The 21,692-nt window shown below is 61.0% G+C and carries 19 protein-coding genes; 10 read left to right on the top strand and 9 right to left on the bottom strand.

Annotated elements, in window-relative coordinates; all coding sequences use genetic code 11:
- Window positions 1-43: 43 nt before the first annotated feature.
- Genes HX868_RS27435 through HX868_RS27425 form a run of 3 tightly spaced genes read left to right on the top strand, consistent with a single transcriptional unit; the run spans window position 44 to window position 1,807 of the window.
- Window positions 44-682: an FMN-binding negative transcriptional regulator gene (locus HX868_RS27435; protein WP_177005000.1), complete on the top strand. Its 639-nt coding sequence runs from the start codon at window positions 44-46 to the stop codon at window positions 680-682.
- Complete coding sequence (locus tag HX868_RS27430) at window positions 679-1,125, top strand: GNAT family N-acetyltransferase (protein WP_095014044.1); 447 nt, start codon at window positions 679-681, stop codon at window positions 1,123-1,125. The genes HX868_RS27435 and HX868_RS27430 overlap by 4 nt, the downstream gene beginning before the upstream one ends.
- A 10-nt stretch (window positions 1,126-1,135) precedes the next feature.
- Complete coding sequence (locus tag HX868_RS27425) at window positions 1,136-1,807, top strand: GNAT family N-acetyltransferase (RefSeq protein WP_177004999.1); 672 nt, start codon at window positions 1,136-1,138, stop codon at window positions 1,805-1,807.
- A 41-nt stretch (window positions 1,808-1,848) separates the two neighbouring features.
- On the opposite strand, the gene HX868_RS27420 is transcribed toward HX868_RS27425, so the two are convergent.
- Window positions 1,849-2,124, bottom strand: a complete 276-nt coding sequence (locus HX868_RS27420) for a helix-turn-helix domain-containing protein (protein ID WP_025854446.1) — start codon at window positions 2,122-2,124, stop codon at window positions 1,849-1,851.
- Between the two features lie 415 nt (window positions 2,125-2,539).
- Between HX868_RS27420 and HX868_RS27415 the strand changes: the two genes are divergently transcribed.
- Entirely contained in the window at window positions 2,540-3,832 is a 1,293-nt protein-coding gene (locus tag HX868_RS27415) for an autotransporter outer membrane beta-barrel domain-containing protein (protein ID WP_177004998.1), read from the top strand.
- Window positions 3,833-3,906: 74 nt separating this feature from the next.
- Here the strand turns inward: HX868_RS27415 and oadA are convergent, their stop codons facing one another.
- Window positions 3,907-5,715: a sodium-extruding oxaloacetate decarboxylase subunit alpha gene (gene oadA, locus HX868_RS27410; protein ID WP_016978661.1), complete on the bottom strand. Its 1,809-nt coding sequence runs from the start codon at window positions 5,713-5,715 to the stop codon at window positions 3,907-3,909.
- Between the two features lie 11 nt (window positions 5,716-5,726).
- Entirely contained in the window at window positions 5,727-7,142 is a 1,416-nt protein-coding gene (locus HX868_RS27405) for an acetyl-CoA carboxylase biotin carboxylase subunit (RefSeq protein WP_016978663.1), read from the bottom strand.
- A gap of 196 nt (window positions 7,143-7,338) precedes the next feature.
- On the opposite strand from HX868_RS27405, the gene HX868_RS27400 reads away from it, so the two are divergent.
- A complete protein-coding gene (locus HX868_RS27400) occupies window positions 7,339-8,313 on the top strand; it encodes a LysR family transcriptional regulator (protein WP_177004997.1) in 975 nt (324 codons plus the stop codon).
- Here HX868_RS27400 and HX868_RS30960 read toward each other — a convergent pair.
- The 3 genes from HX868_RS30960 to HX868_RS27390 all read right to left on the bottom strand — a co-directional run bounded on the left by HX868_RS30960 (window position 8,243) and on the right by HX868_RS27390 (window position 12,592).
- Window positions 8,243-8,440 (bottom strand): PA3496 family putative envelope integrity protein, encoded by a 198-nt coding sequence (locus HX868_RS30960; RefSeq protein WP_246355601.1) that lies wholly within the window; start codon window positions 8,438-8,440, stop codon window positions 8,243-8,245. The genes HX868_RS27400 and HX868_RS30960 overlap by 71 nt on opposite strands.
- Before the next feature lie 250 nt (window positions 8,441-8,690).
- Complete coding sequence (gene hexR / locus HX868_RS27395; RefSeq protein ID WP_003177007.1) at window positions 8,691-9,557, bottom strand: transcriptional regulator HexR; 867 nt, start codon at window positions 9,555-9,557, stop codon at window positions 8,691-8,693.
- A gap of 161 nt (window positions 9,558-9,718) precedes the next feature.
- Complete coding sequence (locus HX868_RS27390; protein WP_177004996.1) at window positions 9,719-12,592, bottom strand: EAL domain-containing protein; 2,874 nt, start codon at window positions 12,590-12,592, stop codon at window positions 9,719-9,721.
- 247 nt (window positions 12,593-12,839) lie between these two features.
- Between HX868_RS27390 and uvrD the strand changes: the two genes are divergently transcribed.
- The 3 genes from uvrD (at window position 12,840) to HX868_RS27375 (ending at window position 16,700) form a co-directional block, all read left to right on the top strand.
- Window positions 12,840-15,023, top strand: coding sequence for a DNA helicase II (gene uvrD, locus HX868_RS27385; protein WP_038845478.1), 2,184 nt, complete (start codon window positions 12,840-12,842; stop codon window positions 15,021-15,023).
- 260 nt (window positions 15,024-15,283) lie between these two features.
- Window positions 15,284-16,156 (top strand): Tim44 domain-containing protein, encoded by an 873-nt coding sequence (locus tag HX868_RS27380; RefSeq protein WP_016978669.1) that lies wholly within the window; start codon window positions 15,284-15,286, stop codon window positions 16,154-16,156.
- Window positions 16,157-16,292: 136 nt separating this feature from the next.
- Window positions 16,293-16,700, top strand: coding sequence for an SMI1/KNR4 family protein (locus HX868_RS27375; protein WP_017739032.1), 408 nt, complete (start codon window positions 16,293-16,295; stop codon window positions 16,698-16,700).
- Between the two features lie 101 nt (window positions 16,701-16,801).
- Here HX868_RS27375 and HX868_RS27370 read toward each other — a convergent pair whose 3' ends face one another.
- Entirely contained in the window at window positions 16,802-18,559 is a 1,758-nt protein-coding gene (locus tag HX868_RS27370; protein ID WP_016978671.1) for a cation:proton antiporter, read from the bottom strand.
- A gap of 289 nt (window positions 18,560-18,848) precedes the next feature.
- Between HX868_RS27370 and HX868_RS27365 the strand changes: the two genes are divergently transcribed.
- Window positions 18,849-19,331, top strand: coding sequence for an acyl-CoA thioesterase (locus tag HX868_RS27365; protein WP_016978672.1), 483 nt, complete (start codon window positions 18,849-18,851; stop codon window positions 19,329-19,331).
- Here HX868_RS27365 and pdxY read toward each other — a convergent pair whose 3' ends face one another.
- On the bottom strand, window positions 19,332-20,204 hold the full coding sequence (gene pdxY / locus HX868_RS27360; protein ID WP_038845473.1) for a pyridoxal kinase PdxY: 873 nt from the start codon (window positions 20,202-20,204) through the stop codon (window positions 19,332-19,334).
- A gap of 117 nt (window positions 20,205-20,321) precedes the next feature.
- On the opposite strand from pdxY, the gene HX868_RS27355 reads away from it, so the two are divergent.
- On the top strand, window positions 20,322-20,714 hold the full coding sequence (locus HX868_RS27355; protein WP_016978674.1) for a DUF3301 domain-containing protein: 393 nt from the start codon (window positions 20,322-20,324) through the stop codon (window positions 20,712-20,714).
- On the opposite strand, the gene HX868_RS27350 is transcribed toward HX868_RS27355, so the two are convergent.
- Window positions 20,708-21,670 (bottom strand): CobW family GTP-binding protein, encoded by a 963-nt coding sequence (locus tag HX868_RS27350; RefSeq protein ID WP_177004995.1) that lies wholly within the window; start codon window positions 21,668-21,670, stop codon window positions 20,708-20,710. The two genes, HX868_RS27355 and HX868_RS27350, sit on opposite strands and share 7 nt — an antisense overlap.
- Window positions 21,671-21,692: the final 22 nt, after the last annotated feature.

Raw genomic sequence — 21,692 nt, 5'->3', positions numbered from 1 at the left:
ATTAGCCTGCCTAGGATGCAAGCATTCGCCAAGGAATATTTGCATGTACACACCGCGCGCCTTTGCCCTCGATGATTTGCCCGAAATCCAGCAACTGATCCAGCACACTCGTCTGGCACAGCTGGTGACCTTTGGTGAGCAAGGCTTGCTGGCCAGCCATTTGCCGCTGCTGCTCAACCCCGATGAGGGCGCGAACGGCACGCTGTACGGGCACTTGGCCAAAGCCAACCCTCAGTGGAAGGATTTGCAGAACGGTAGCGAAGCCCTGGTCATTTTTGCCGGTGCCGAGGCCTATATCAGCCCGGCGTTTTACCCGGCCAAGGCCGAGCACGGCAAAGTGGTGCCCACCTGGAACTACATCGCGGTGCACGCCTATGGCACGCCTGAGGTGTTCAGCGACGCCGAGCGCTTGCTCAGCGTGGTCACGGCGCTGACGGATCGCCATGAATCAGGCCGCGCCCAGCCCTGGAAAGTCAGCGACGCCCCGGCCGACTACATTGACGGAATGCTCAAGGCCATCGTTGGCTTCGCCCTGCCGGTGGAGCGCCTGATCGGCAAACGCAAACTCAGCCAGAACCGCAGCCCGGCCGACATGGCCGGCGTGCGCGAAGGCCTGGCTGCCAGTGGGGACGTGCGCGACCAGACCCTCGCCCGCTTTATTCCCCAAGGAGCTTCAGAATGAGCCCGATCGACATCCGCCCCGTCACCGCCGCCGACCACGCCGCGTGGTTGCCGTTGTGGCAGGCATATTTGACGTTCTACAACACCGAACTGCCGGACGCTGTAAGCCAAAGCACCTGGCAACGCCTGATCGACGCCAACGAGCCGACCCATTCGGCACTTGCCTGGCAGGATGGCAAGGCAGTGGGCATGGTCAACTTCATCTACCATCGCTCCAACTGGAGCATCGAAAATTCCTGCTACCTGCAGGATCTGCTGGTGGACCCGGCCCAACGCGGCACTGGTGTCGGCCGCAAGCTGATCGAATTCGTCTACGCCACCGCCAAGGCCGATGGATGTGCCAAGGTGCACTGGCTGACTCACGAAACCAACGCCACTGCGATCCAGCTGTACGAACGCATCGCCGAACGCCCGGGTTTCATCCAATTTCGCAAAGGCCTTTAAGGAGCGCAGCATGTCCACTTCCCTCGCCGACTGGAAAGGCGTCCCGGCACCGACCGTGCAACTGCTTGAAGGGCGTTTTATCCGCCTGGAAAAACTCGACCCCACGCGCCATGGCGATGATTTATTTCAAGCGCTGCAAGGTCCCGATGCCGACCCGAAACTCTGGGATTACCTGCCCTACGGCCCTTTCGCGGAGCGCAGCGCCTTCAATGACTGGCTGAATAATCACGCGGCCCACAAAGACCCGTATTTTTTCAGCGTGATCGATCGCTCAACGGGCCAAGTGCAGGGCATCCTCAGCCTGATGTCCATCGTCCCCGAGCACGGTCGCATCGAAATCGGCCACGTCACCTTTGGCGCGCCGATGCAGCGCTCGCCCAAGAGCACCGAGGCGGTATACCTGCTGGCCAAATACGCGTTCGACCAAGGCAACCGCCGCCTGGAGTGGAAGTGCAACAACGCCAATGGCCGTTCCAAATACGCTGCCGAGCGATTGGGGTTCAGCTTCGAGGGCGTGTTCCGCCAGCACACAGTGGTGAAAGGCAAGAACCGGGATACCGCGTGGTACTCGATCATCGATTCGGAGTGGCCGAAGATTGAGGCGGGTTTTGAGGAGTGGTTGTCGCAGGCCAATCAGAGCGGTGACGGACAAGTGAAAAGCCTGGCACAGTGCCGGGCCTGATGACGTAGAGGATTGTTCCCACAGGGGTGGGAACAGTCGCGTCAAAGATCGCGCCGAACCTTCACCACGCCCATCCTCAACCCGAACGGCCTGAACACCGCATTCAGCGATTTCAGGGTCTGATTGCCCTCGCCATGCTCGATATGCACCAAGGTCCGCACCGAGATTTTGCACATCCTGGCAAATTGGCTTTGGTGCAGGCCAGTGACTTCGGTGCGCAGACGGCGTACGGCGTCGCCTATTTCAAGCGAACCATTGGTTAGGCCTTGTTCAATACTCTCAATGACGCGCGCCCGCTGATCAATCGAAAGGCTCATCTCAACCCCCAGGTTTTCAAGCGCTGATCAAGGTCACGCAAGCCAAAACAACACGGACTGGCGAAGCCGTTTTGCGGCTCGGCAAAATCCAAGGTCATCGCATCCTGCCAACGGCCCGTTTCAAAAACCTGGAGGGTAAGCCTGAGAGGGGTGTCTATCGGCAATTTAATGCACCTGAAAGTTAAGAGTCGCCATTTAAACTGCAATATAGTGCATAAAATTAAAGAGCGTCGCCTAAAAAGCGCAATAAAATGCAAACCCATCAACCGCTAAGCTCAGAGCGGCCAATGGCAGATGCGTTTTTAATCGCGCCGCACTAGAGACAACTCCCGCAAACCAGAGGTCGGTAGCCTGACAGTTATCGCCTCGCCATCTCGCTAAATTCCCGGCCTCATTCATCAGAGGTTGGGAATTCATGCCCTTTACACAGCACAAACTTGCATTTGTCATCGCCCTCGCCCTCAGCGCCGCCAGCCTTCAATCCGCGCAAGCGCGAGGCGATATCGGATATAACCCATACGCGTTTCAACCCTACGATGCGCTGCCGGATGAGTGGGATGACGAATCCGAAATCGAAGCCGCCCCAGTCGATAACTACCTCACCCAGAGAGCCACCTCGCACAATGGCTTGCAAGTGGCCAAGGTGCTGGAGCCTGCGCTGATTAGGTTACTGGAGTCCGGGAAGCTGACCTCCGAGCAAATCAAAGCCCTGGAAAAATTTGGCGATGGGCTGGAAAAGCAACCCGGCGGGATCGGCGCAAGCCTTGAGCAATTGGCCGGTAGCCAGAACGCCAACCTCGCTGGTGCAACGCAAAACACCACGCAGCAACTGAGTAACCAATTGCTCTCGACGCTGCGCACGCTGCCAACTGACGACAACGGTCACTTCTGGGTGCACGGCGTGGGCAACGGCGGCAGCCTCGACAAACAAGGCGGCAGCGCCGGCCTGAAACACGATACACACGGCCTGTTGTTGGGTGCCGACTGGGCAGTGGATCATGCTTGGCGGGTTGGGGTCATGGGCGCCAAATCCAGCAGCAATCTCAATGCACAACGCTTCTCCGCCGACCTGGACAGCTGGCACCTGGGTGGTTATGCCGTGCGTACGGACGGGCCACTGGCCCTACGTCTGGGAGCGATCTACAGCGACCATGCCGGCCGGAACAAACGTAATGTCAACCTGCTCGACTACAAGGAGCAGCTAAAGGGCAGCTACAACGCTCAAAGCCAAACCCTGTTCTCCGAGCTGGGCTATCAACTGGGCAGCGCCGATGTCAGCGTCGAGCCCTTCGCTGGCATCGGCTTCCAACGCTACCACCGCGACAGTTTCAAGGAAACGGGAGGTTTGACCGCGTTGAACGTGGGCGCGCAAACCCAACAAAACCTGAGCAGCACCTTCGGCCTGCGCCTGGCAACGGTGTATCGGTTCGATAGGCAGATCAGCCTCACCCCCCACCTCAGCACAGGCTGGAAGCACCTCTACGGCGAAGTCGACAGCAAAGTTCGCCATTCCTACGGTACCCTGCCAGGACTGATAGACGGCTTCACCGTCAAGGGCACCTCGCTCGACCGCAATAGCCTGGATATTCAAGCCGGCCTGGACCTCGCGTTGTCGGCACAACACACCTTAGGCCTGACCTACAGCGCCCAAGCCGGTACAAACAGCCGTAACCAAGGCTTGATGGGCCAATGGAGGATGAGCTTCTAAGCCGTCAAATTTCGGGCAAAAAAAAGGGGAGCACCTGCCCCCCCGAGGATTAAACGGTCGTGTCGAAGGCTGTATCAGCCTTCGATTTCAATCAGGATTTCGCCAGGGTTGACCCGGTCGCCCTTGGCCACATGAACGGCGGTCACCTTGCCGGCAATGGCTGCCTGCACTTCGGTTTCCATCTTCATGGCTTCGGTGATCAGCACGGCCTGGCCGGCCTTGACCACGTCGCCTTCCTTGACCAGCACGTCGACGATATTGCCCGGCATCGCGGTGCTGACATGGCCCGGCGCGGTGGCGTGTTTGCGGTTGCTGCTGCCGCCGCTGACAAACTCGTTGAGCGGTTCGAACACCACTTCTTCCGGCATGCCGTCGATGGACAGGTAGAAGTGACGCTTGCCTTCCGCCTTCACGCCGACACCGGTGATGTCCACGCGGTAGCTTTCACCGTGCACGTCGATGACAAACTCGGTCGGCACGCCTTCGCCACCGGCACGGGCCACGCCGCCGGCTTCAGGAATCGGCAACAGCACTTCCGGCGCCAGGGTGCCGGCGTCGCGTTCTTCGAGGAATTTGCGCCCGATGTCCGGGAACATGGCGTAAGTCAGCACGTCTTCTTCGGACTTGGCCAACGCACCGATTTCGCCGCGCAGCTTGGTCATTTCCGGCTTGAGCAGGTCAGCCGGGCGCACGTCGATCACTTCTTCGCTGCCGATGGCCTGGCGACGCAGTTTCTCGTTCACGGTGCCCGGCGCCTTGCCGTAGCCGCCCTGCAGGTAGAGCTTCACTTCGTTGGTGATGGTCTTGTAGCGCTCGCCGGCCAGCACATTGAAGAACGCCTGGGTGCCGACGATCTGCGAGGTCGGCGTGACCAGCGGTGGGAAGCCGAGGTCTTCACGCACGCGCGGGATTTCGGCCAGCACTTCGCTCATGCGGTTGAGGGCGCCCTGCTCTTTCAACTGGTTGGCCAGGTTGGAAATCATCCCGCCCGGCACCTGATTGACTTGCACACGGGTGTCGACAGCGGTGAATTCGCTTTCGAACTGGTGGTATTTCTTACGCACGGCGTAGAAGTACAGGCCGATTTCCTGCAGCAGTTCCAGGCTCAGGCCGGTGTCGAATTCGCTGCCTTTAAGGGCGGCGACCATCGACTCGGTCCCTGGGTGGCTGGTGCCCCAGGCGAAGCTGGAAATGGCGGTGTCGATGTGGTCGGCACCGTTTTCGATGGCCTTGAGCTGGCACATCGCGGCCAAACCCGCCGTGTCATGCGAGTGGATAAAGATCGGTAGTGTCTGCTCGGCCTTCAGCGCCTTGACCAGCTCGCCGGTGGCATACGGCGTCAGCAGACCGGCCATGTCCTTGATCGCGATGGAATCGCAACCCATGGCTTCCAGTTGCTTGGCCTGGGCCACGAACGCTTCAACGGTATGCACCGGGCTGGTGGTGTAGGCGATGGTGCCTTGGGCGTGTTTGCCGGCGGCTTTCACCGCTTCGATCGCCACGCGCAGGTTACGCACGTCGTTCATGGCGTCGAAGATGCGGAACACGTCGATGCCATTTACGGCAGCCTTGGCCACGAAGGCTTTGACCACGTCGTCGCTGTAGTGACGGTAGCCCAGCAAGTTCTGACCACGCAGCAGCATTTGCAGGCGCGTGTTGGGCAACGCGGCGCGCAGTTTGCGCAGGCGCTCCCACGGGTCTTCTTTCAGGAAGCGCACGCAGGCGTCGAAGGTCGCGCCGCCCCAGACTTCCAGGGACCAGTAGCCGACTTTGTCGAGCTTGTCGCAGATCGGCAGCATGTCGTCGGTGCGCATGCGGGTCGCGAGCAACGATTGGTGGGCGTCGCGCAGGATGGTGTCGGTGACAAAGATTTTCTTGGACATTGTTGTATTCCTCACAGGCCTGCGTGGGCGGCGATGGCGGCGGCGATGGCCAGGGCCAGCTCTTCGGGTTTGCGCTTGATCGAGTAGTTGGTCAGTTCAGGGTGGGCTTCAACGAAGCTGGTGTTGAACTGGCCGCTGCGGAATTCCGGATTGCGCAGGATTTCCTGGTAATAGGCGGCGGTGGTCTTCACGCCTTGCAGGCGCATGTCGTCCAGGGCACGCAGGCCGCGGTCCATGGCTTCTTCCCAGGTCAACGCCCACACCACCAGTTTCAGGCACATGGAGTCGTAGAACGGCGGGATGGTGTAGCCGGTGTAGATCGCCGTGTCGGTGCGCACGCCAGGACCGCCGGGCGCGTAGTAACGGGTGATCTTGCCGAAGCTCGGGAGGAAGTTGTTTTTCGGGTCTTCGGCGTTGATGCGGAACTGCAACGCGAAACCACGGTGCTGGATATCTTCCTGTTTCACCGACAACGGCAGGCCAGAAGCAATGCGGATCTGCTCACGGACGATGTCGATCCCGGTGATTTCTTCGGTGATGGTATGTTCCACCTGCACGCGGGTGTTCATCTCCATGAAGTACACCTCGCCCTCGGCGAGCAGGAACTCCACGGTGCCGGCGTTCTCGTAGCCCACCGCCTTGGCCGCGCGCACCGACAGGTCACCGATATAGGCGCGCTGTTCTGGCGTCAGTTGCGGGCTTGGAGCGATTTCAATGAGCTTCTGGTTACGACGCTGGATCGAGCAATCGCGCTCGAACAGGTGCACCACGTTGCCGAAGCTGTCACCGAGGATCTGCGCCTCGATGTGCTTGGGGTTGACGATGCACTTTTCCAGGAACACTTCCGCCGAACCGAATGCCTTGGTGGCCTCGGAGATGACGCGGGGGAAGGCTTGTTCAAGTTCTTCGCGGCTGTTGCAACGACGGATACCACGGCCGCCACCACCGGAGGTTGCCTTGAGCATCACCGGATAACCGATGCGGTCACCTTCGGTGAGTGCTTCGTGGATGTCCGCAACGTTACCTTCGGTGCCCGGCGTGACCGGCACACCGGCCTTGATCATGCTGCGGCGCGCCTCGGTCTTGTCGCCCATGCGGCGAATCACTTCCGCCGACGGGCCAATGAATTTGATGCCGCGTTCGGCACAGATGTCCGCCAGTTCGGCGTTTTCCGACAGGAAACCGTAACCGGGGTGCAGCGCATCACAGCCGGTTTCCACCGCCAGGTTCACCAGCTTGCGCGGGTTCAGGTAGCCAGCCAGCGGCTCGGCACCAATGCTGTGGGCTTCGTCGGCACGTTTGACGTGCAACGCGTGGCGGTCGGCGTCGGAGTAGACCGCGACCGAGCGAATGCCCATCTCGGCGCAGGCACGCACGATTCGTACGGCAATTTCACCACGGTTGGCGATCAGGATCTTTTTTATCACTTGGAAATTCCCTTGAGCCGATTGCTGCGTTCTTCGACCCGCTGGTTCCGGGTCGGCGCGTGACCAAATGTTTCATGACAGTCGCGAGACACACACTAAGCCCGCCGAGGGATTAACAAAAATCAATAATTATTGGGTCGTGCATAAGTAAAGACTTATAGTTGAGCCCATCAAGTTTTGTGGGAGCGTGCAAAAAATGCGTAAGTCATTGATGCGTATGACATTGCGTCAATTGCAGATCTTCAATGAAGTGTGCGATTTGCGCTCCTACAGCCGTGCTGCCGAGGAAATGTCCCTCACACAACCGGCCGTTAGCCTACAAATTCGCCAGTTGGAAGAGCTGATCGGGCAGCCGCTGTTCGATTATGTCGGCAAAAAGCTCTACATGACCGAGGCCGCCGAGGCGCTACAGCGTGCCAGCCGCGACATTTTCGGGCGCCTGGAAAACCTCGATATGCAGCTCTCGGACATGCAGGGTTCGCTGCAAGGCCAGTTGAAGCTGGCGATTGAGTCCAGCGCCAAGTACTTCGTGCCCCACCTGTTTGCCGCCTTCAAGCGCCAGCACCCGGAAGTGCAGTTACACCTCACCGTGGTGAACCGCGCCCAAGTGATCCGCAGGCTTTCGGACAACCGCGATGATCTGGTGATCATGTCCATGGTGCCTCAGGACATGGGCCTGGAATTCCTGCCGTTTCTCAACAACCCGATCGTCGCCGTAGCACCACCCGATCACCCGCTGAGCCTGCAAGGTCCACTGCGCCTGCAGGACCTGGAACCCTACACGCTGCTGCTGCGCGAACCGGGTTCCGGTACGCGACTGGCGTGCGAGGAGTATTTCAAGGAGAAACGCGTGCACTTCACCCAGACGGTGGAAGTGGCCTCGGCCGAGGCGCAGCGCGAATGCGTATGCGCGGGATTGGGCGTGGCCCTGCTGACGCGTCACGCGGTCAACATGGAACTGGCCACCGGCGGGCTCAAGGAGCTGCCGGTGGAAGAGCTGCCACTGTACCGCAGTTGGTGCCTGGTGCAGGCCAAGGCCAAGCGCCTGTCACCGGTGGCCCATGCGTTCCTGGGCTTTATCCGCAGCGAACGGGCGCAGATCAGCGCGCTGGCTGAACGTTTCGCTGGGCAGCCGCGGGTGCCTGCCAGTGGAGTTCCGGGTAGTCACTGATGCTCTGGAGCAGCTGGCGCTCCTCGCAACGGTCTTCGATTGCGCGACGGAACGCCATGCGGCGTTGGTCTTCCTGCTGACGACGGGTTTTAACGGAGCTGTTGCTGTCTTCGTAGGGCCGGGCCATTTGGAGTCTCCCAATGCGAGTGCGGGGAGTTCAGGATGGCCTTGTGGGGTTACGGTTTGGCGGCGGGCACATTACAAAAGAGTGAACATTGACCTGTGGCGAGCGGGCTTGCCCCGCGTTGGGCTGCGTAGCGGCCCCAAAACCTGCCAGCGCGGTATGCCGGATGCACTCAGGGACTTCATGGGGCGGCTTCGCCGCCCAACGGGGGACAAGCCCCCTCGCCACAACAAGCCAGGCGCGAACTTCCGCGTCAATCATCCAATGCTTTGACGGACTTGGGTGACAACCGCAGGCTGCGCAAACTGCGCTTCACGCTCTTGAGGTGGTTGACCAGGCTCGGCCCGCGCGCCATGGCCACGCCCATCGCCAGCACGTCGATCACCACCAGATGGGCGATGCGCGAAGTCAGTGGCGTGTAGATCTCGGTGTCTTCGTGCACGTCGATCGCCAGATTGACCGTGGACAGTTCCGCCAACGGCGTCTGGCTCGGGCACAGAGTGATCAGCGACGCACCGCTTTCACGCACCAGGTTGGCGGTGATCAGCAGGTCTTTGGAGCGCCCCGACTGGGAAATGCAGATGGCCACGTCGGTAGGCTTCAAAGTCACCGCCGACATCGCCTGCATATGCGGGTCGCTGTAGGCCGCGGCGGTGAGCAGCAAACGGAAAAATTTGTGCTGGGCATCGGCAGCCACCGCGCCAGAGGCGCCAAAACCATAGAACTCGACGCGCTGGGCCTGGGACATGGCGGTCACGGCTTTTTGCAACTCCACCGGGTCGAGCTTCTCGCGCACTTCCATGAGGGTGTGCAGGGTGGTGTCGAAAATTTTCAGGCTGTAGTCGGCGACGGAGTCGTCTTCATGGATCGCGAATTGGCCGAAGCTGGCACCGGCGGCCAGGCTTTGCGCCAACTTGAGCTTCAAGTCCTGGAACCCGGAGCAACCGATGGCGCGGCAAAAGCGCACGATGGTCGGCTCGCTGATGCCCACGCTGTGCGCCAGGTCGGCCATGGAACTGTGCATCACAGCCGCAGGGTCAAGCAGCACGTGATCGGCAACCTTGAGTTCCGATTTGCGTAACAGGTGGCGCGACTGGGCGATATGTTGCAACAGGTTCAAAGGGCAGGACTCTTGTTATGGGCAGGGCCAGGGATGTAGCAAGCTTGTAGTTATACTACAAGAATTGTCGTTTTGCCCGTCCGACGCATCACTAAATCGCCCTGCTCCCCTTTGAATCTAGGGGCGGCCAAGTTGTAGCCACAGGGGCGCCCCAGGCATCACTAGGGAAAATCTGCATTTTTCCGTAACAAATCTGCCAGCCCTTCGGCCTGCATCGGCCGACTGATCAGGTAGCCCTGAACCTCGTCACAACGCTCACCGCGCAGGAAATCCAACTGCTGCTGATCTTCCACGCCTTCGGCCACCACCTTGAGTGCCAGCCCATGGGCCATAGCGATAATGGCGCGGGTGATAGCGGCGTCTTCACGCCCCTGGCCCAGCCCACGGATGAAGGTCTGGTCGATCTTCACGTAGTCCACGGGAATGCGCTTGAGGTAGCTGAGGGACGAATAACCGGTGCCGAAATCGTCGATCGCCAGCTTCACGCCCAGGTCCCGCAGTTGCTGGAAGGTGGCGATGATGTGTTCGACGCTGTCGAGCAACTGGCTTTCGGTCAGCTCCAGCTCCAGGTATTGCGGGTCCAGACCGGTTTCTTCGAGCACCTGGCGCACCAGGCTGACCAGCTTGCCCTGGCGCAATTGATGCACCGACAGGTTCACCGACACCCGGATCGGCGCCAGGCCCTGGCGCTGCCATTCACACGCCTGCCAGCAAGCCTCGCGCAGCACGAACTCGCCGAGTGGCACGATCAGGCCGGTCTCCTCGGCCAGACCGATAAAATCCCCCGGCGGCACCATGCCCCACTGCGGGTGCTCCCAGCGGATCAGCGCTTCGGCGGCATTCAGCTTGCCGGTGGCCAGGCACAGTTTGGGTTGGTAGAACACCGTGAGCTGGCGCTCTTCGATGGCCTTGCGCAGATGGTTTTCCAGCTGCAAACGCTCCAGGGTGCTGGCTTGCAGGCTGTCGGTGTAGAACTGGAAATTGTTGCCGCCCAGGTGCTTGGCATGTTGCATGGCCATGTTGGATTGGCTGACCAATGCAGAAATTTCCCGCGCATTGTCCGGCAACAGACTGACGCCCATCGAGGCACTCACCACCAGCTCATGCCCGTCCACCGTCACCGGCACCCGCAGTTTGGCCAGCAACCGCGTGGCGACCCGCGCCAGGCTCGACAGGTTGCCGTAGGCGTCGAACAGCACGGCGAATTCGTCGCCGGACAGACGCGCGATGGTGTCAGCCTCAGGTAACGCGTTGATCAGGCGGCGCGCCATTTTTTGCAGCAACTGGTCGGCGACTTCATGACCCAGGCTGTCATTGAGCAGTTTGAAGCGGTCCAGATTGATGTGCAGCAGCGCCAGGCTACGCCCGCCCTGGCGGACCCGCTGGTGGGCCTCGCGCAGCCGTTCGCGGAACAGCGAGCGGTTTGCCAGGCCGGTCAATTCGTCGTAATGGGTGAGATAGCGCATGCGCTCTTCCGACTCACGCCGCGCCGAGAGATCGGCGAAGAAGCCCACGATGTGGCTGACTTTTCCCCGGATATCGCGCACCACATTCAACTGCAGCCACTGCGGGTACAGCTCGCCGTTCTTGCGCGTCTCCACCAGCTCACCCTGCCAGGTGCCGTGGCTGAGCAACGCCTGGCGGATCACCGGGAAGTGGCGGCGAGCGTCACGGCTGCTGGGCAGTTCGACCACATTGCGGCCGATCATATCGTCGGTTTCAAAGCCGGTAACACGGCTGAATGCCTGGTTGACGGCGATCAGCTTGTAGTCCGGATCGAGGATCACAATGCCTTCGCTGGCGGCCTCGAATACCGTCGACGCCAAACGCTGCTGCTCTTCCAGGGCCTTGCCGGCAGTGATATCGCGGCGTGTACCGAGCATACGCGTGACCCGCCCACTGGGCGCGCGCTCTACGGCGCGGCCACGGTCTTCGATCCACACCCAGTGCCCATCGCCGTGGCGCACGCGGTATTCCACCTGGTAGTCCTCGCTGCGGCCCTTGAGGTGTTCTACCAAGGCACGCTTGAGCAGCGGCAGGTCTTCGGGATGCAGGCGCGGCTTGAGGTGGCTGAGCATCGCCGTGACGTATTCCGGCTCCAGGCCGAACAGCTCCTTGAGCTGGGTGTGATGGACTTCGTCGGTTTGCAGGTTCCAGTCCCACAGGCCCAGCTCACTGGCTTGCAGCGCCATGGCCAGGCGCGCTTCGCTTTTATTCAGGGCCAGGCTGGCAGCGTCCAGCTCCTGACTGCGTTGGGCCACGCGGTCTTGCAGGCCGATCTGGGCTTCGCGCAGTTCTTGCTCGACCTGACGACGTTGTTCAACTTCGCGCACCAGCTCCTGATTGAGTTGCTCGCTGCGCTGTTGTGCCTGCTGCAGATGCTCGATCAACGCCTGGTTCTGGAAGCGACGTAGCAGCCCGCGCTGGATCAGGCGGTTGACCTGCCACGCCACCAGACTCAAGGACGCCAGCAGGATCAGGCCAAGCACGCCCCAACCGCGCTGCTGCGGATCGCCCGTCCAGAACAAATAGACGATAGCCGGCACCAGGCACGGCAAGGCAAACGACAAGAACGCCGGCAAGCTCACGGCATAGGCCACGCTGGCCGACAGCGTGGCCGCGCCGATCAGGCCGAACACCCAGGCCTGTTGCATGAAGCTGTCCACCGGCACCAGCGCGATGGCGGCCGTAGCCAAGGTCAGGCCGCTGACGGCCGAGCCAAGCATGAACATACGCCGCCACACCGGTTGGGCCTGGCGACTGGGCATAGCCGAATCGAACGCCGCCACTTGGATCACGCGCATCGCCACCAAGGCCAGCAGCCAGACCAGCCAGATGCTGTCCAACAGGTATTGCTTGGGGTTCCACAACAGCCAGGCGCAGACCAGGCCATTGACCAACATCAATAGGGTCGGCAGCAGCGAGCCTTGATACAGCAGGCGCGTGCGCTCGACCGCCATTTCCGTGGCGTAGTGTTTGCGAAGAACCTGCGCGGGGGCCGTCGAGGGGCCGAGCAGGTCGGGGCTGAGGGTCATAGGCAGTGTTCTTATAATGGTGAGCCCGAAACGTCGACGGAGCATACACAAGCAAGCGCCTGGGCCAAACTGCTCTGCGTCATAAAAACTGCACGGTCGCGCAGCGCAAACTTCCGAGCCAGACGGCTTGAGCGAGACGCCGCGCGGGCTGTGGCCATTGACCGACCGGTCATCACCCTGAAGGTTTTCCGTCGACCACCCGGCATTGGTATTTGCCCCACTCACCCGGGCACCCTAGAATGCGCCGATGCGCGATGATCTCTCCCTTTTGCTGAACTCCCTCAACGATGCCCAACGCCAGGCCGTAGCGGCCCCCGTTGGCCGTCAGTTGGTCCTGGCCGGTGCTGGCTCCGGTAAAACCCGAGTGCTGGTGCACCGTATCGCCTGGTTGATCCAGGTCGAAAACGCGTCCCCGCATTCCATCCTGTCCGTGACCTTCACCAACAAGGCCGCTGCCGAGATGCGCCACCGCATTGAGCAGTTGATGGGCATCAGCCCGGCCGGCATGTGGGTAGGCACCTTCCACGGCCTGGCGCACCGCCTGTTGCGGGCGCACTGGCAGGAGGCGGGCCTGGCTCAGACCTTCCAGATCCTCGACAGCGATGACCAGCAACGCCTGGTCAAGCGGGTGATCCGCGAGTTGGGCCTCGACGAGCAGCGCTGGCCGGCACGGCAGGCGCAATGGTTCATCAACGGCCAGAAAGACGAAGGCCTGCGCCCGCAACATATCCAGGCCAGCGGTGATTTGTTCCTCGCCACCATGCGCAGCATTTATGAAGCCTATGAGGCCGCCTGCGCGCGCGCCGGGGTCATCGACTTCTCCGAACTGCTGTTGCGCGCCCTCGACCTGTGGCGCGACAACCCAGGCTTGCTGGCCCATTACCAGAAACGCTTCCGCCATATCCTGGTGGACGAGTTCCAGGACACCAACGCCGTGCAGTACGCCTGGTTGCGCCTGCTGGCCAAGGGCGGCGACAGCCTGATGGTGGTGGGCGACGACGACCAGTCGATCTACGGCTGGCGTGGCGCGAAAATCGAGAACATCTATCAGTATTCCGAAGACTTCCCGGACGCGGTGACCATCCGTCTGGAACAGAACTATCGCTCCACCGCCGGGATTCTCAAAGCGGCCAACGCCTTGATCGCCAACAACACCGGGCGCCTGGGCAAAGAGCTGTGGACCGACGGCGGCGAAGGCGAGGCGATCAACCTGTACGCGGCGTTCAACGAGCACGATGAAGCGCGCTACGTGGTGGAAACCATCGAAAGCGCGCTGAAAACCGGCCTGGCGCGCAGTGATATCGCGATCCTGTACCGCTCCAACGCCCAATCGCGGGTCTTGGAAGAAGCCTTGCTGCGCGAACGCATCCCGTACCGCATCTATGGCGGCCAGCGCTTCTTCGAGCGTGCCGAAATCAAGAACGCCATGGCTTACCTGCGCTTGCTGGAAGGCCGTGGCAACGATGCGGCGCTGGAACGGGTGATCAACATCCCGGCGCGTGGCATCGGTGAGAAAACCGTCGAGGCGATTCGCGACCACGCGCGCCATGCCGATGTGTCGATGTGGGAAGCCATGCGCTTGCTTATCGTCAATAAAGGCCTGACCGGCCGCGCAGCCGGTGCTTTGGGCGTGTTTGTCGAGCTGATCGAGAACTTGGCGGCCAAGTGCGCCGAAATGCCCCTGCATTTGATGACCCAGACCGTGATCGAACAGTCCGGGCTCATCGCCTACCACGAAGCGGAAAAAGGCGAGAAAGGCCAGGCCCGGGTAGAAAACCTTGAGGAACTGGTGAGCGCCGCCCGTGCGTTCGAAAACACCGAGGAAGACGAAGAACTGACGCCGCTGGCCGCGTTCCTCGGCCATGCATCGCTGGAAGCCGGCGATACCCAGGCGGATGAGCATGAAGACAGCATCCAGCTGATGACCTTGCACAGCGCCAAGGGCCTGGAATTCCCGTATGTGTTCCTGGTGGGCATGGAAGAAGGCCTGTTCCCGCACAAGATGAGCCTGGAAGAACCCGGCCGTCTTGAGGAAGAACGCCGCCTGGCCTACGTGGGCATCACGCGCGCCATGCAGAACCTGGTGATGACCTACGCCGAGACCCGACGCCTGTACGGCAGCGAGACCTACAACAAGGTGTCGCGCTTCGTACGTGAAGTACCGAAGGGTCTGATCCAGGAAGTGCGCCTGTCCAACAGCGTCAGCCGCCCGTTCGGCGGCGGGCAGCAGCAGAACTCCAGCAGTATGTTCGCGGGCTCCGAGATTCCGGAAACCCAGTTCAGCCTTGGCCAGCAGGTCAGGCATTCGGTGTTCGGCGAAGGCGTGATCCTCAACTTCGAAGGCGCGGGTGCACAGGCCCGGGTGCAGGTGAACTTCGCCGAAGGCAGCAAGTGGCTGATGATGGGCTACGCGAAGCTCGAAGCCATCTGAAACACTGAACCCTTATTGTAGGAGCCGGCTTGCCGGCGATAGCGGCCTTAAGATTGCTATCGCCGGCAAGCCGGGCTCCTACAGGTGAAGAATCGCGCCCCTCCCTTGTTTTTCACCCGCTCGGGCCAATATCTGTAATAAGTCCTACAGACCATTCTGAATCGGTCTTACGCAAAAGCCCGAAACATTATGTCGCTAGCCACTGCCGCTGCACCTGTGCAACATGGCGCGCGTGCAATCCACAAATGGGAATTCCCTTTATGAAACGTTTTCTTAGCATCGCCATGGCGTTGTGCATCGGCCTGACGATGAGCATCGACGCCAACGCCAAACGCTTCGGTGGCGGCAAAAGTTCCGGTGCAGCACCGACTCACCAGACCAGCCAAATGGCTCCATCCGCCGGCGGCATGGGCGGTGCAGCCGCGACCGCAGGCGCAGCCGGTGCTGCCGGCGCCGCTGCCAAGGCCGGCGGTGCTTCGCGTTGGTTGGGCCCTCTGGCCGGTATCGCTGCCGGTGGCCTGCTCGCTTCCATGTTCATGGGCGGCGGCTTCCAGGGCATGCAGATCTTCGACATGCTGATCCTCGCGGTCATCGCCTTCGTGATCTTCCGCTTTATCGCCGCCCGTCGCCGCAAGCAGCAGGAGCACCTGGCTCCAGCCGGCGCGCCGATGCAGCGTGAAGTGTTCGAGCAAAAACCAGCCATGGGTTCGATCTTCGGTGGTTCGGCAGCGCCTGCTGCAGCCCGTCCGGTGATCAACGCGCCGGCCTGGTTCAACGAAGAGCGTTTCGTCGAAGCGGCCCGTAGCCACTTCCAGTCCCTGCAGCAGCACTGGGACGCCAACGAAATGGACAAGATCGCCGAGTTCGTGACCCCGCAATTGCTGGAGTTCCTCAAGCGCGAACGTGCCGAGATCGGCGATGCGTTCCAGTCGACCTACATCGACGACCTGCGCGTCCAGCTGGAAGGTGTGGATGACCGCGCCGACAAGACCATCGCCACCCTGACGTTCAGCGGTGTGTCGAAGTCCTCGCGTTTCGACCAGGGCGAAGTGTTCAGCGAAAGCTGGAACATGGAGCGTCCACAAGGCGAGAACCAGCCTTGGCTGGTCGCCGGTATCCGCCAGAACGGCTGATACCCATGCGGTTAAGCATGCAGTAACAAAAACCCCGGACATGTTCCGGGGTTTTCTATTTCACGGTTGCACTTATAGCGAGCTACTGTATAAAACGCCCCTATAAACCGCGCCATCTAGCAAGAGGATCCCGGCCGTGGAAGAAATCATCGAACAATTGCGTGAAGCCAACGAACCGGTCCCGGTTCCGCTGGAGCTGCCTGACGAAGACCAATTGGTGGAAATCGAGGAACAACTGTTCATCGATATCCCGTTTGTCTTTCGTGAATTTCTGCTGACCGTCAGTGACGTGGTGTATGGCAGCCTGGAGCCGGTGACCGTCACCGACCCGCAATCCCATACCTACTTGCCCGACGTGGCTGCCAATGCCTGGGATGCCGGTGTTGATCGCAGCATGATCCCAATCTGCCAGGACGGTGACGACTACTACTGCGTCGAAGAAGACGGCACCGTGGTGCTGTGGTCCGGCGAAGAAGAACTCGTTACCGAAGAAACCTGGGAATCGGTGTGGCACTGGGCGCGGGACGTCTGGCTGGAAAGCTGAGCCTCCTGTAGGAGCGAGCTTGCTCGCGAGAAACCCGAGAGCACCACTGCACGTCAGGTTTCCCGCGTTATCGTTAACGACCTTCGCGAGCAAGCTCGCTCCTACAGCGTGTCCTTGTGGTTATCCAGCGTCTCCAACAAGGCGACCTGCATCCGCGTATGCACGCGGATGAACCACCGCCATAGCACGGCCGCCACTGCCGCCGTGACCACGGCGATCAGCACCAGCAACTTGTTGGTCGGCAGAATACTGGCCGACAAGGCTGCCAATAGTAGGAAGATCACCAGCAGCGACAGGATCGGGATCAGCTCCGCGATCACCCTTCGTACGCGCTGGGTGTGCCGCCCGGCCATTTCCGGCTTCACACTCATCTCTGCCAACAGCATCGACAGTGCTTTGAGCTTGCGATACGCCGCAATCAAAAACGGCAGCGACAACAGCAACGCCCCACCCCAGATCAACGCCTTCTGCCAGCTCGGATCACTGATCCAGCCCTCCAGATACCCTCCGATACGCGCTGCGAAAAAGCTGCCGGCAAAGAAGATCGCCACCACCAGCGCCAGATTCACCCCGACTTGCAGGATGATCTTGCGGATCATCGACGCCAGCATCGCGCCTTCGCCCTGGGGCTGGATACTGCGCAGCCATTCACCGTACATGCCAAACACCCGGCTCAATCGCTTGGGCATGACCGCCGCAATCTTCAAGGACAGTGGGTCGGCACCACGAATCAGGTACGGCGTGAGCAGTGTGGTAATCGCTGAAACTGCTACCGCGACAGGGTAAAGGAAGTCGCTGGTCACCTGCAGCGTCATCCCCAACGCCGCGATGATGAAGGAAAACTCACCAATCTGTGACAGCCCCATGCCCACGCGCAGTGAGGTACGGCCGTCATTGCCGGCGATAAACGCCCCCAGGCCACAGGACAACATCTTGCCCAGCACCACGGCCACGGTGATCACCGCGATCGGCCAAGCGTATTGCAGCAGGATCTGCGGGTCGATCATCAAGCCGATGGCCACGAAGAAGATGGCGCTGAACATGTCGCGAACCGGCTCGATCAGGCGCTCGATCTTAATCAATTGCTTGGATTCGGCCATGATCGCGCCAATCAGGAACGCGCCCAGCACCATGCTGTATTCCAGCTTGACCACCAGCAGGCAGAAACCGAAACACAGTCCCAGTACAGTGATCAGCAGCATCTCGTTGCTTTCGAACTTGGCCACGTAGGCCAGCAAACGCGGCACCAGCAAAATGCCGATGACCAGCGCGACGATCATGAACAGCGACAACTTGCCGACCGTGGAAAACACCTCGCCGGAGCTGACCGTGCCGCTGACGGCGATGCTCGACAGCAAGGCGATGATGCCGATGCCGAGGATGTCCTCGACAATCAGCACGCCGAAAATAAGCTGGGCGAAGCGCTGGTTCTTCATCTTCAGGTCATTGAGCGCCTTGACGATGATGGTGGTGGAGGAAATCGCCAGGATCGCGCCGAGGAACAGCGAGTCCATGGTGTTCCAGTCGAACCAGCGGCCGATCTCGTAGCCGATCCAGATCATCAGGATGATTTCCAGAAAGGCCGCGATGAAGGCAGTGGCGCCGACCTTGAACAGCTTGCGCAGGCTGAATTCCAGACCCAGGCAGAACATCAGGAAGATCACCCCCAACTCGGCGAGGGTCTTGATCGTGTCTTCGTCGTGGATCAGGCCGAATGGCGGGGTGTGGGGGCCGATGATGAATCCGGCGACGATGTAACCCAGCACCACCGGCTGCTTGAGGCGGTGAAACAGGATGGTGACAACCCCTGCCACCAGCATGATCACGGCCAGGTCCTGGATAAAGCTGATGGCGTGCATGGCGAGGGGCTCCTTGAGGGTACTGGCGCTTTTCCCACTTCCGCGCGCGCATTTGAACTGTCGCAAAGCGGAAGGAAAAGTCGACATTGATCGTAAGAAATGCCCTGAGGCGGGCTTTTGAAGGTTAACACCGCGACTTCCGGCAGAAAGCCGGTGCAATATATGGAAACAGATCGGTACGCGCGTGACGGCAAGCCGCCCGCTGGCGTCCCGTTAAGGAAGGCGCAGCAAAGATTCCAGCACCCGCAGAGGTGCCCCCCAACCAATGCCTACAACCCGTGAGTGTGCTATGGAACCCGGAAACGCCCAGCTGTCGATGACGGTATTGATGACCCCTGACATGGCCAACTTCTCAGGCAATGTCCACGGCGGCACCCTGCTCAAGTACCTCGACGAAGTGGCCTACGCCTGCGCGAGCCGTTATGCCGGCCGTTATGTCGTGACGTTGTCGGTGGACCAAGTGATTTTCCGCGAGCCAATTCATGTCGGCGAGCTGGTGACCTTCCTCGCGTCGGTCAACTACACCGGCAACACCTCGATGGAGGTGGGCATCAAGGTGGTGACCGAAAACATCCGTGAACGCTCGGTGCGCCACACCAACAGTTGCTTCTTCACTATGGTGGCCGTGGACGACCAGCGCAAACCGGCCGCCGTACCGCCGTTGCAGCCGCAGAACAGCGAAGATAAGCGCCGCTTTGTACAGGCCCAGCAGCGCCGGCAGATTCGTCAGGAGCTGGAAAAGCGCTACCAGGAAATCAAGGCAGACGCGTAATCACAGGCCGATCGGCGTCGCCTCGAACCGCACGCGGGGATGGGCGATACGGTCCTGAGCACGCACCAGCTCCAGTTCATAACTGGCGCAAGCCTGGGTTTCCAGCAGCACCTCATGCACCGCTGCGGCCGTGAACTCGAACGCCGCCAACAGGCTGTCGCCCAACAGTACCCGCGCCAGGAACAACCCCGAGGTCAGGTCGCCCACGCCCACGGGCTGACGCGGAAACGCCAGCAGCGGCCGGCGCAGGTGCCAACTGCCCTCGGCGGTCACCAGCAGCATTTCGAAACCGTCCGGCAGCTTGCCGGGGTAATCCAGGTGCTTAACCAATACCGCCTTCGGCCCGCGTGCCAGCAGCGCCTTGGCCATGGCCAGGCAATCGAACAGCGATTGCGGCTTGCGCCCGGCAAAGCTGTCCAGCTCCAGCTGGTTAGGGCACAGGAAGTCGGCCATGGCGGCGGCTTCGTCCAGTAGGAAGTCGCTGACTTCCTGGGGCACGATACAGCCCTTTTCCGGATGGCCCATCACCGGGTCGCACAAATACAGGGCCTTGGGGTTAATGGCCTTGATGCGCGCCACACCGCTGAGAATCGCCCGGCCCTGGTCCGCACTACCCAGGTAGCCGGACAGCACGGCGTCGCAGTTGCCCAGCTCGCCGATCGCGGCGATGCCTTCCACCAGCGCCGGAATCTGCTGCGGCGCCAACACTTCGCCCGCCCATTGGCCATACTGGGTGTGGTTGGAAAACTGCACCGTGTTCAACGGCCAGACGTTCACCCCGACCCGCTGCATGGGGAATACGGCGGCGCTGTTTCCGGCGTGGCCAAAGACCACATGAGACTGGATCGCAAGCAGATGAGGTGTGCGTTTCATGCGCGGGATTTCCGTAAAGCCATTGAAATTCTGGCCGCGCAGTATGCGACTAAACGCAGCCTGTACGACAGACCGGCGACACAGTTAAGCTGCTCTCACTTTGTTGGAGTCTTTCGCATGCTGACCCTGGGAAACATCTTCGTGTTGATGCTGCTGGCGACCGGTGCCGCCTGGGTGTGGCACAACCACGGCCTGCGTGAGCGGGCGCTGGAGCGGGTCAAGCAGCATTGCGCCAAACTCGACATCGAACTGCTGGACGGCGCGGTGGCGCTCAAGCGTATCGGGTTTGTGAAAGATGCCAACGGGCGGCGGCGCCTGGCGCGTATCTACAACTTTGAATTCACCGTGACCGGCGAAACTCGCCATCCGGGGACCATCACCCAATTCGGCGCCCACAGCGCGCAAATCGAACTGGCGCCCTACCCGTTCGAGATCAAGACGCCGCTGCCCAGCGCCGAAGTGATCGAGCTGAGCCAGTGGCGCCAGGACCACGCCAAGAACCGTCAGTAACGGCAGGCCTTTAGTGCGGCCTGCAAAGCAGCCAGGTCCTGTGGCTCGCTGAAAATCAATTCGATACGTGAATCGCGCCGCCACTCGCTGGCCTGCCAAATCAGCTCGCTGTTATCCACCGCGTTGGTCGAAACCCATCCTTCGGCGCTGTGGATAACCAGTTTGGCGCGGCGCCATTCAAGGCTTGTCAGCCACTGGTCGAGGCGGCGGGTATCGAACTGCTGGCTCGGGTGCCAGCGCCAGCCGACACTCCAACCACCCTCTTGGGCCTGACTCAGGCAGATCGGTTGAGTGGGATCGCTCCACACCGCCGGCATTTGCGCGAGGCCTTCGGGCAGTTCGACGTTATCCACAGCGGCTGAAGCCTGCGCGTTCAGGCCGGGTAATTGTTGCAGGGGTAATTGCGCATGGCGAGTCCAGTAGAGCGGGCATTCGGGCAACTGCAGTTCGATCGCTCGGCGCTGCCCAGTGTCCACCCCTTCATCCTTGTTCAACACCAGCAACCCTGCACTTGTCAGAGCCTCTTGCTGCGCTGGCGGCAATGGTTTTCCCGCGGCCAGTGCCTGGGCATCCAGCACCAGCACACAGGGCTGGACGGCCAGCACGCCCTGCCATGGCGCCTGTCGCAACTGCTTGAGCAACTGCGCCGGATGCCCCAGGCCCGACGGTTCGATAAACAGCCGGTCGGGCTTGGCCTTACGTAACAGACGACCCAGTCCTACTTGGAACGGTGCGCCATTCACACAACACAGACAGCCTCCGGCGACTTCGCCCAGGGCAATGCCGTCGTCATCCTGGGTGAGCAAGGCCGCGTCCAGGCCGATCTGCCCGAACTCGTTGATCAGCACGGCCCAGCGCTCGTTGGCCGGGCGCTGGGCGAGCAGGTGCTTGATGAGGCTGGTCTTGCCGGCGCCCAAAGGCCCGGCAATCACGTGGGTGGGAATGTTCTGCAGCATGAAGGGCATCGTTCGGACCGTG

This window comes from Pseudomonas reactans, from assembly GCF_013385825.1.
GTDB classification, from domain to species: Bacteria; Pseudomonadota; Gammaproteobacteria; order Pseudomonadales; family Pseudomonadaceae; genus Aquipseudomonas; species Aquipseudomonas reactans.
The sequence above is the reverse complement of the archived record's forward strand: the minus strand, read 5'-3'. Positions and strand labels throughout refer to the sequence as shown.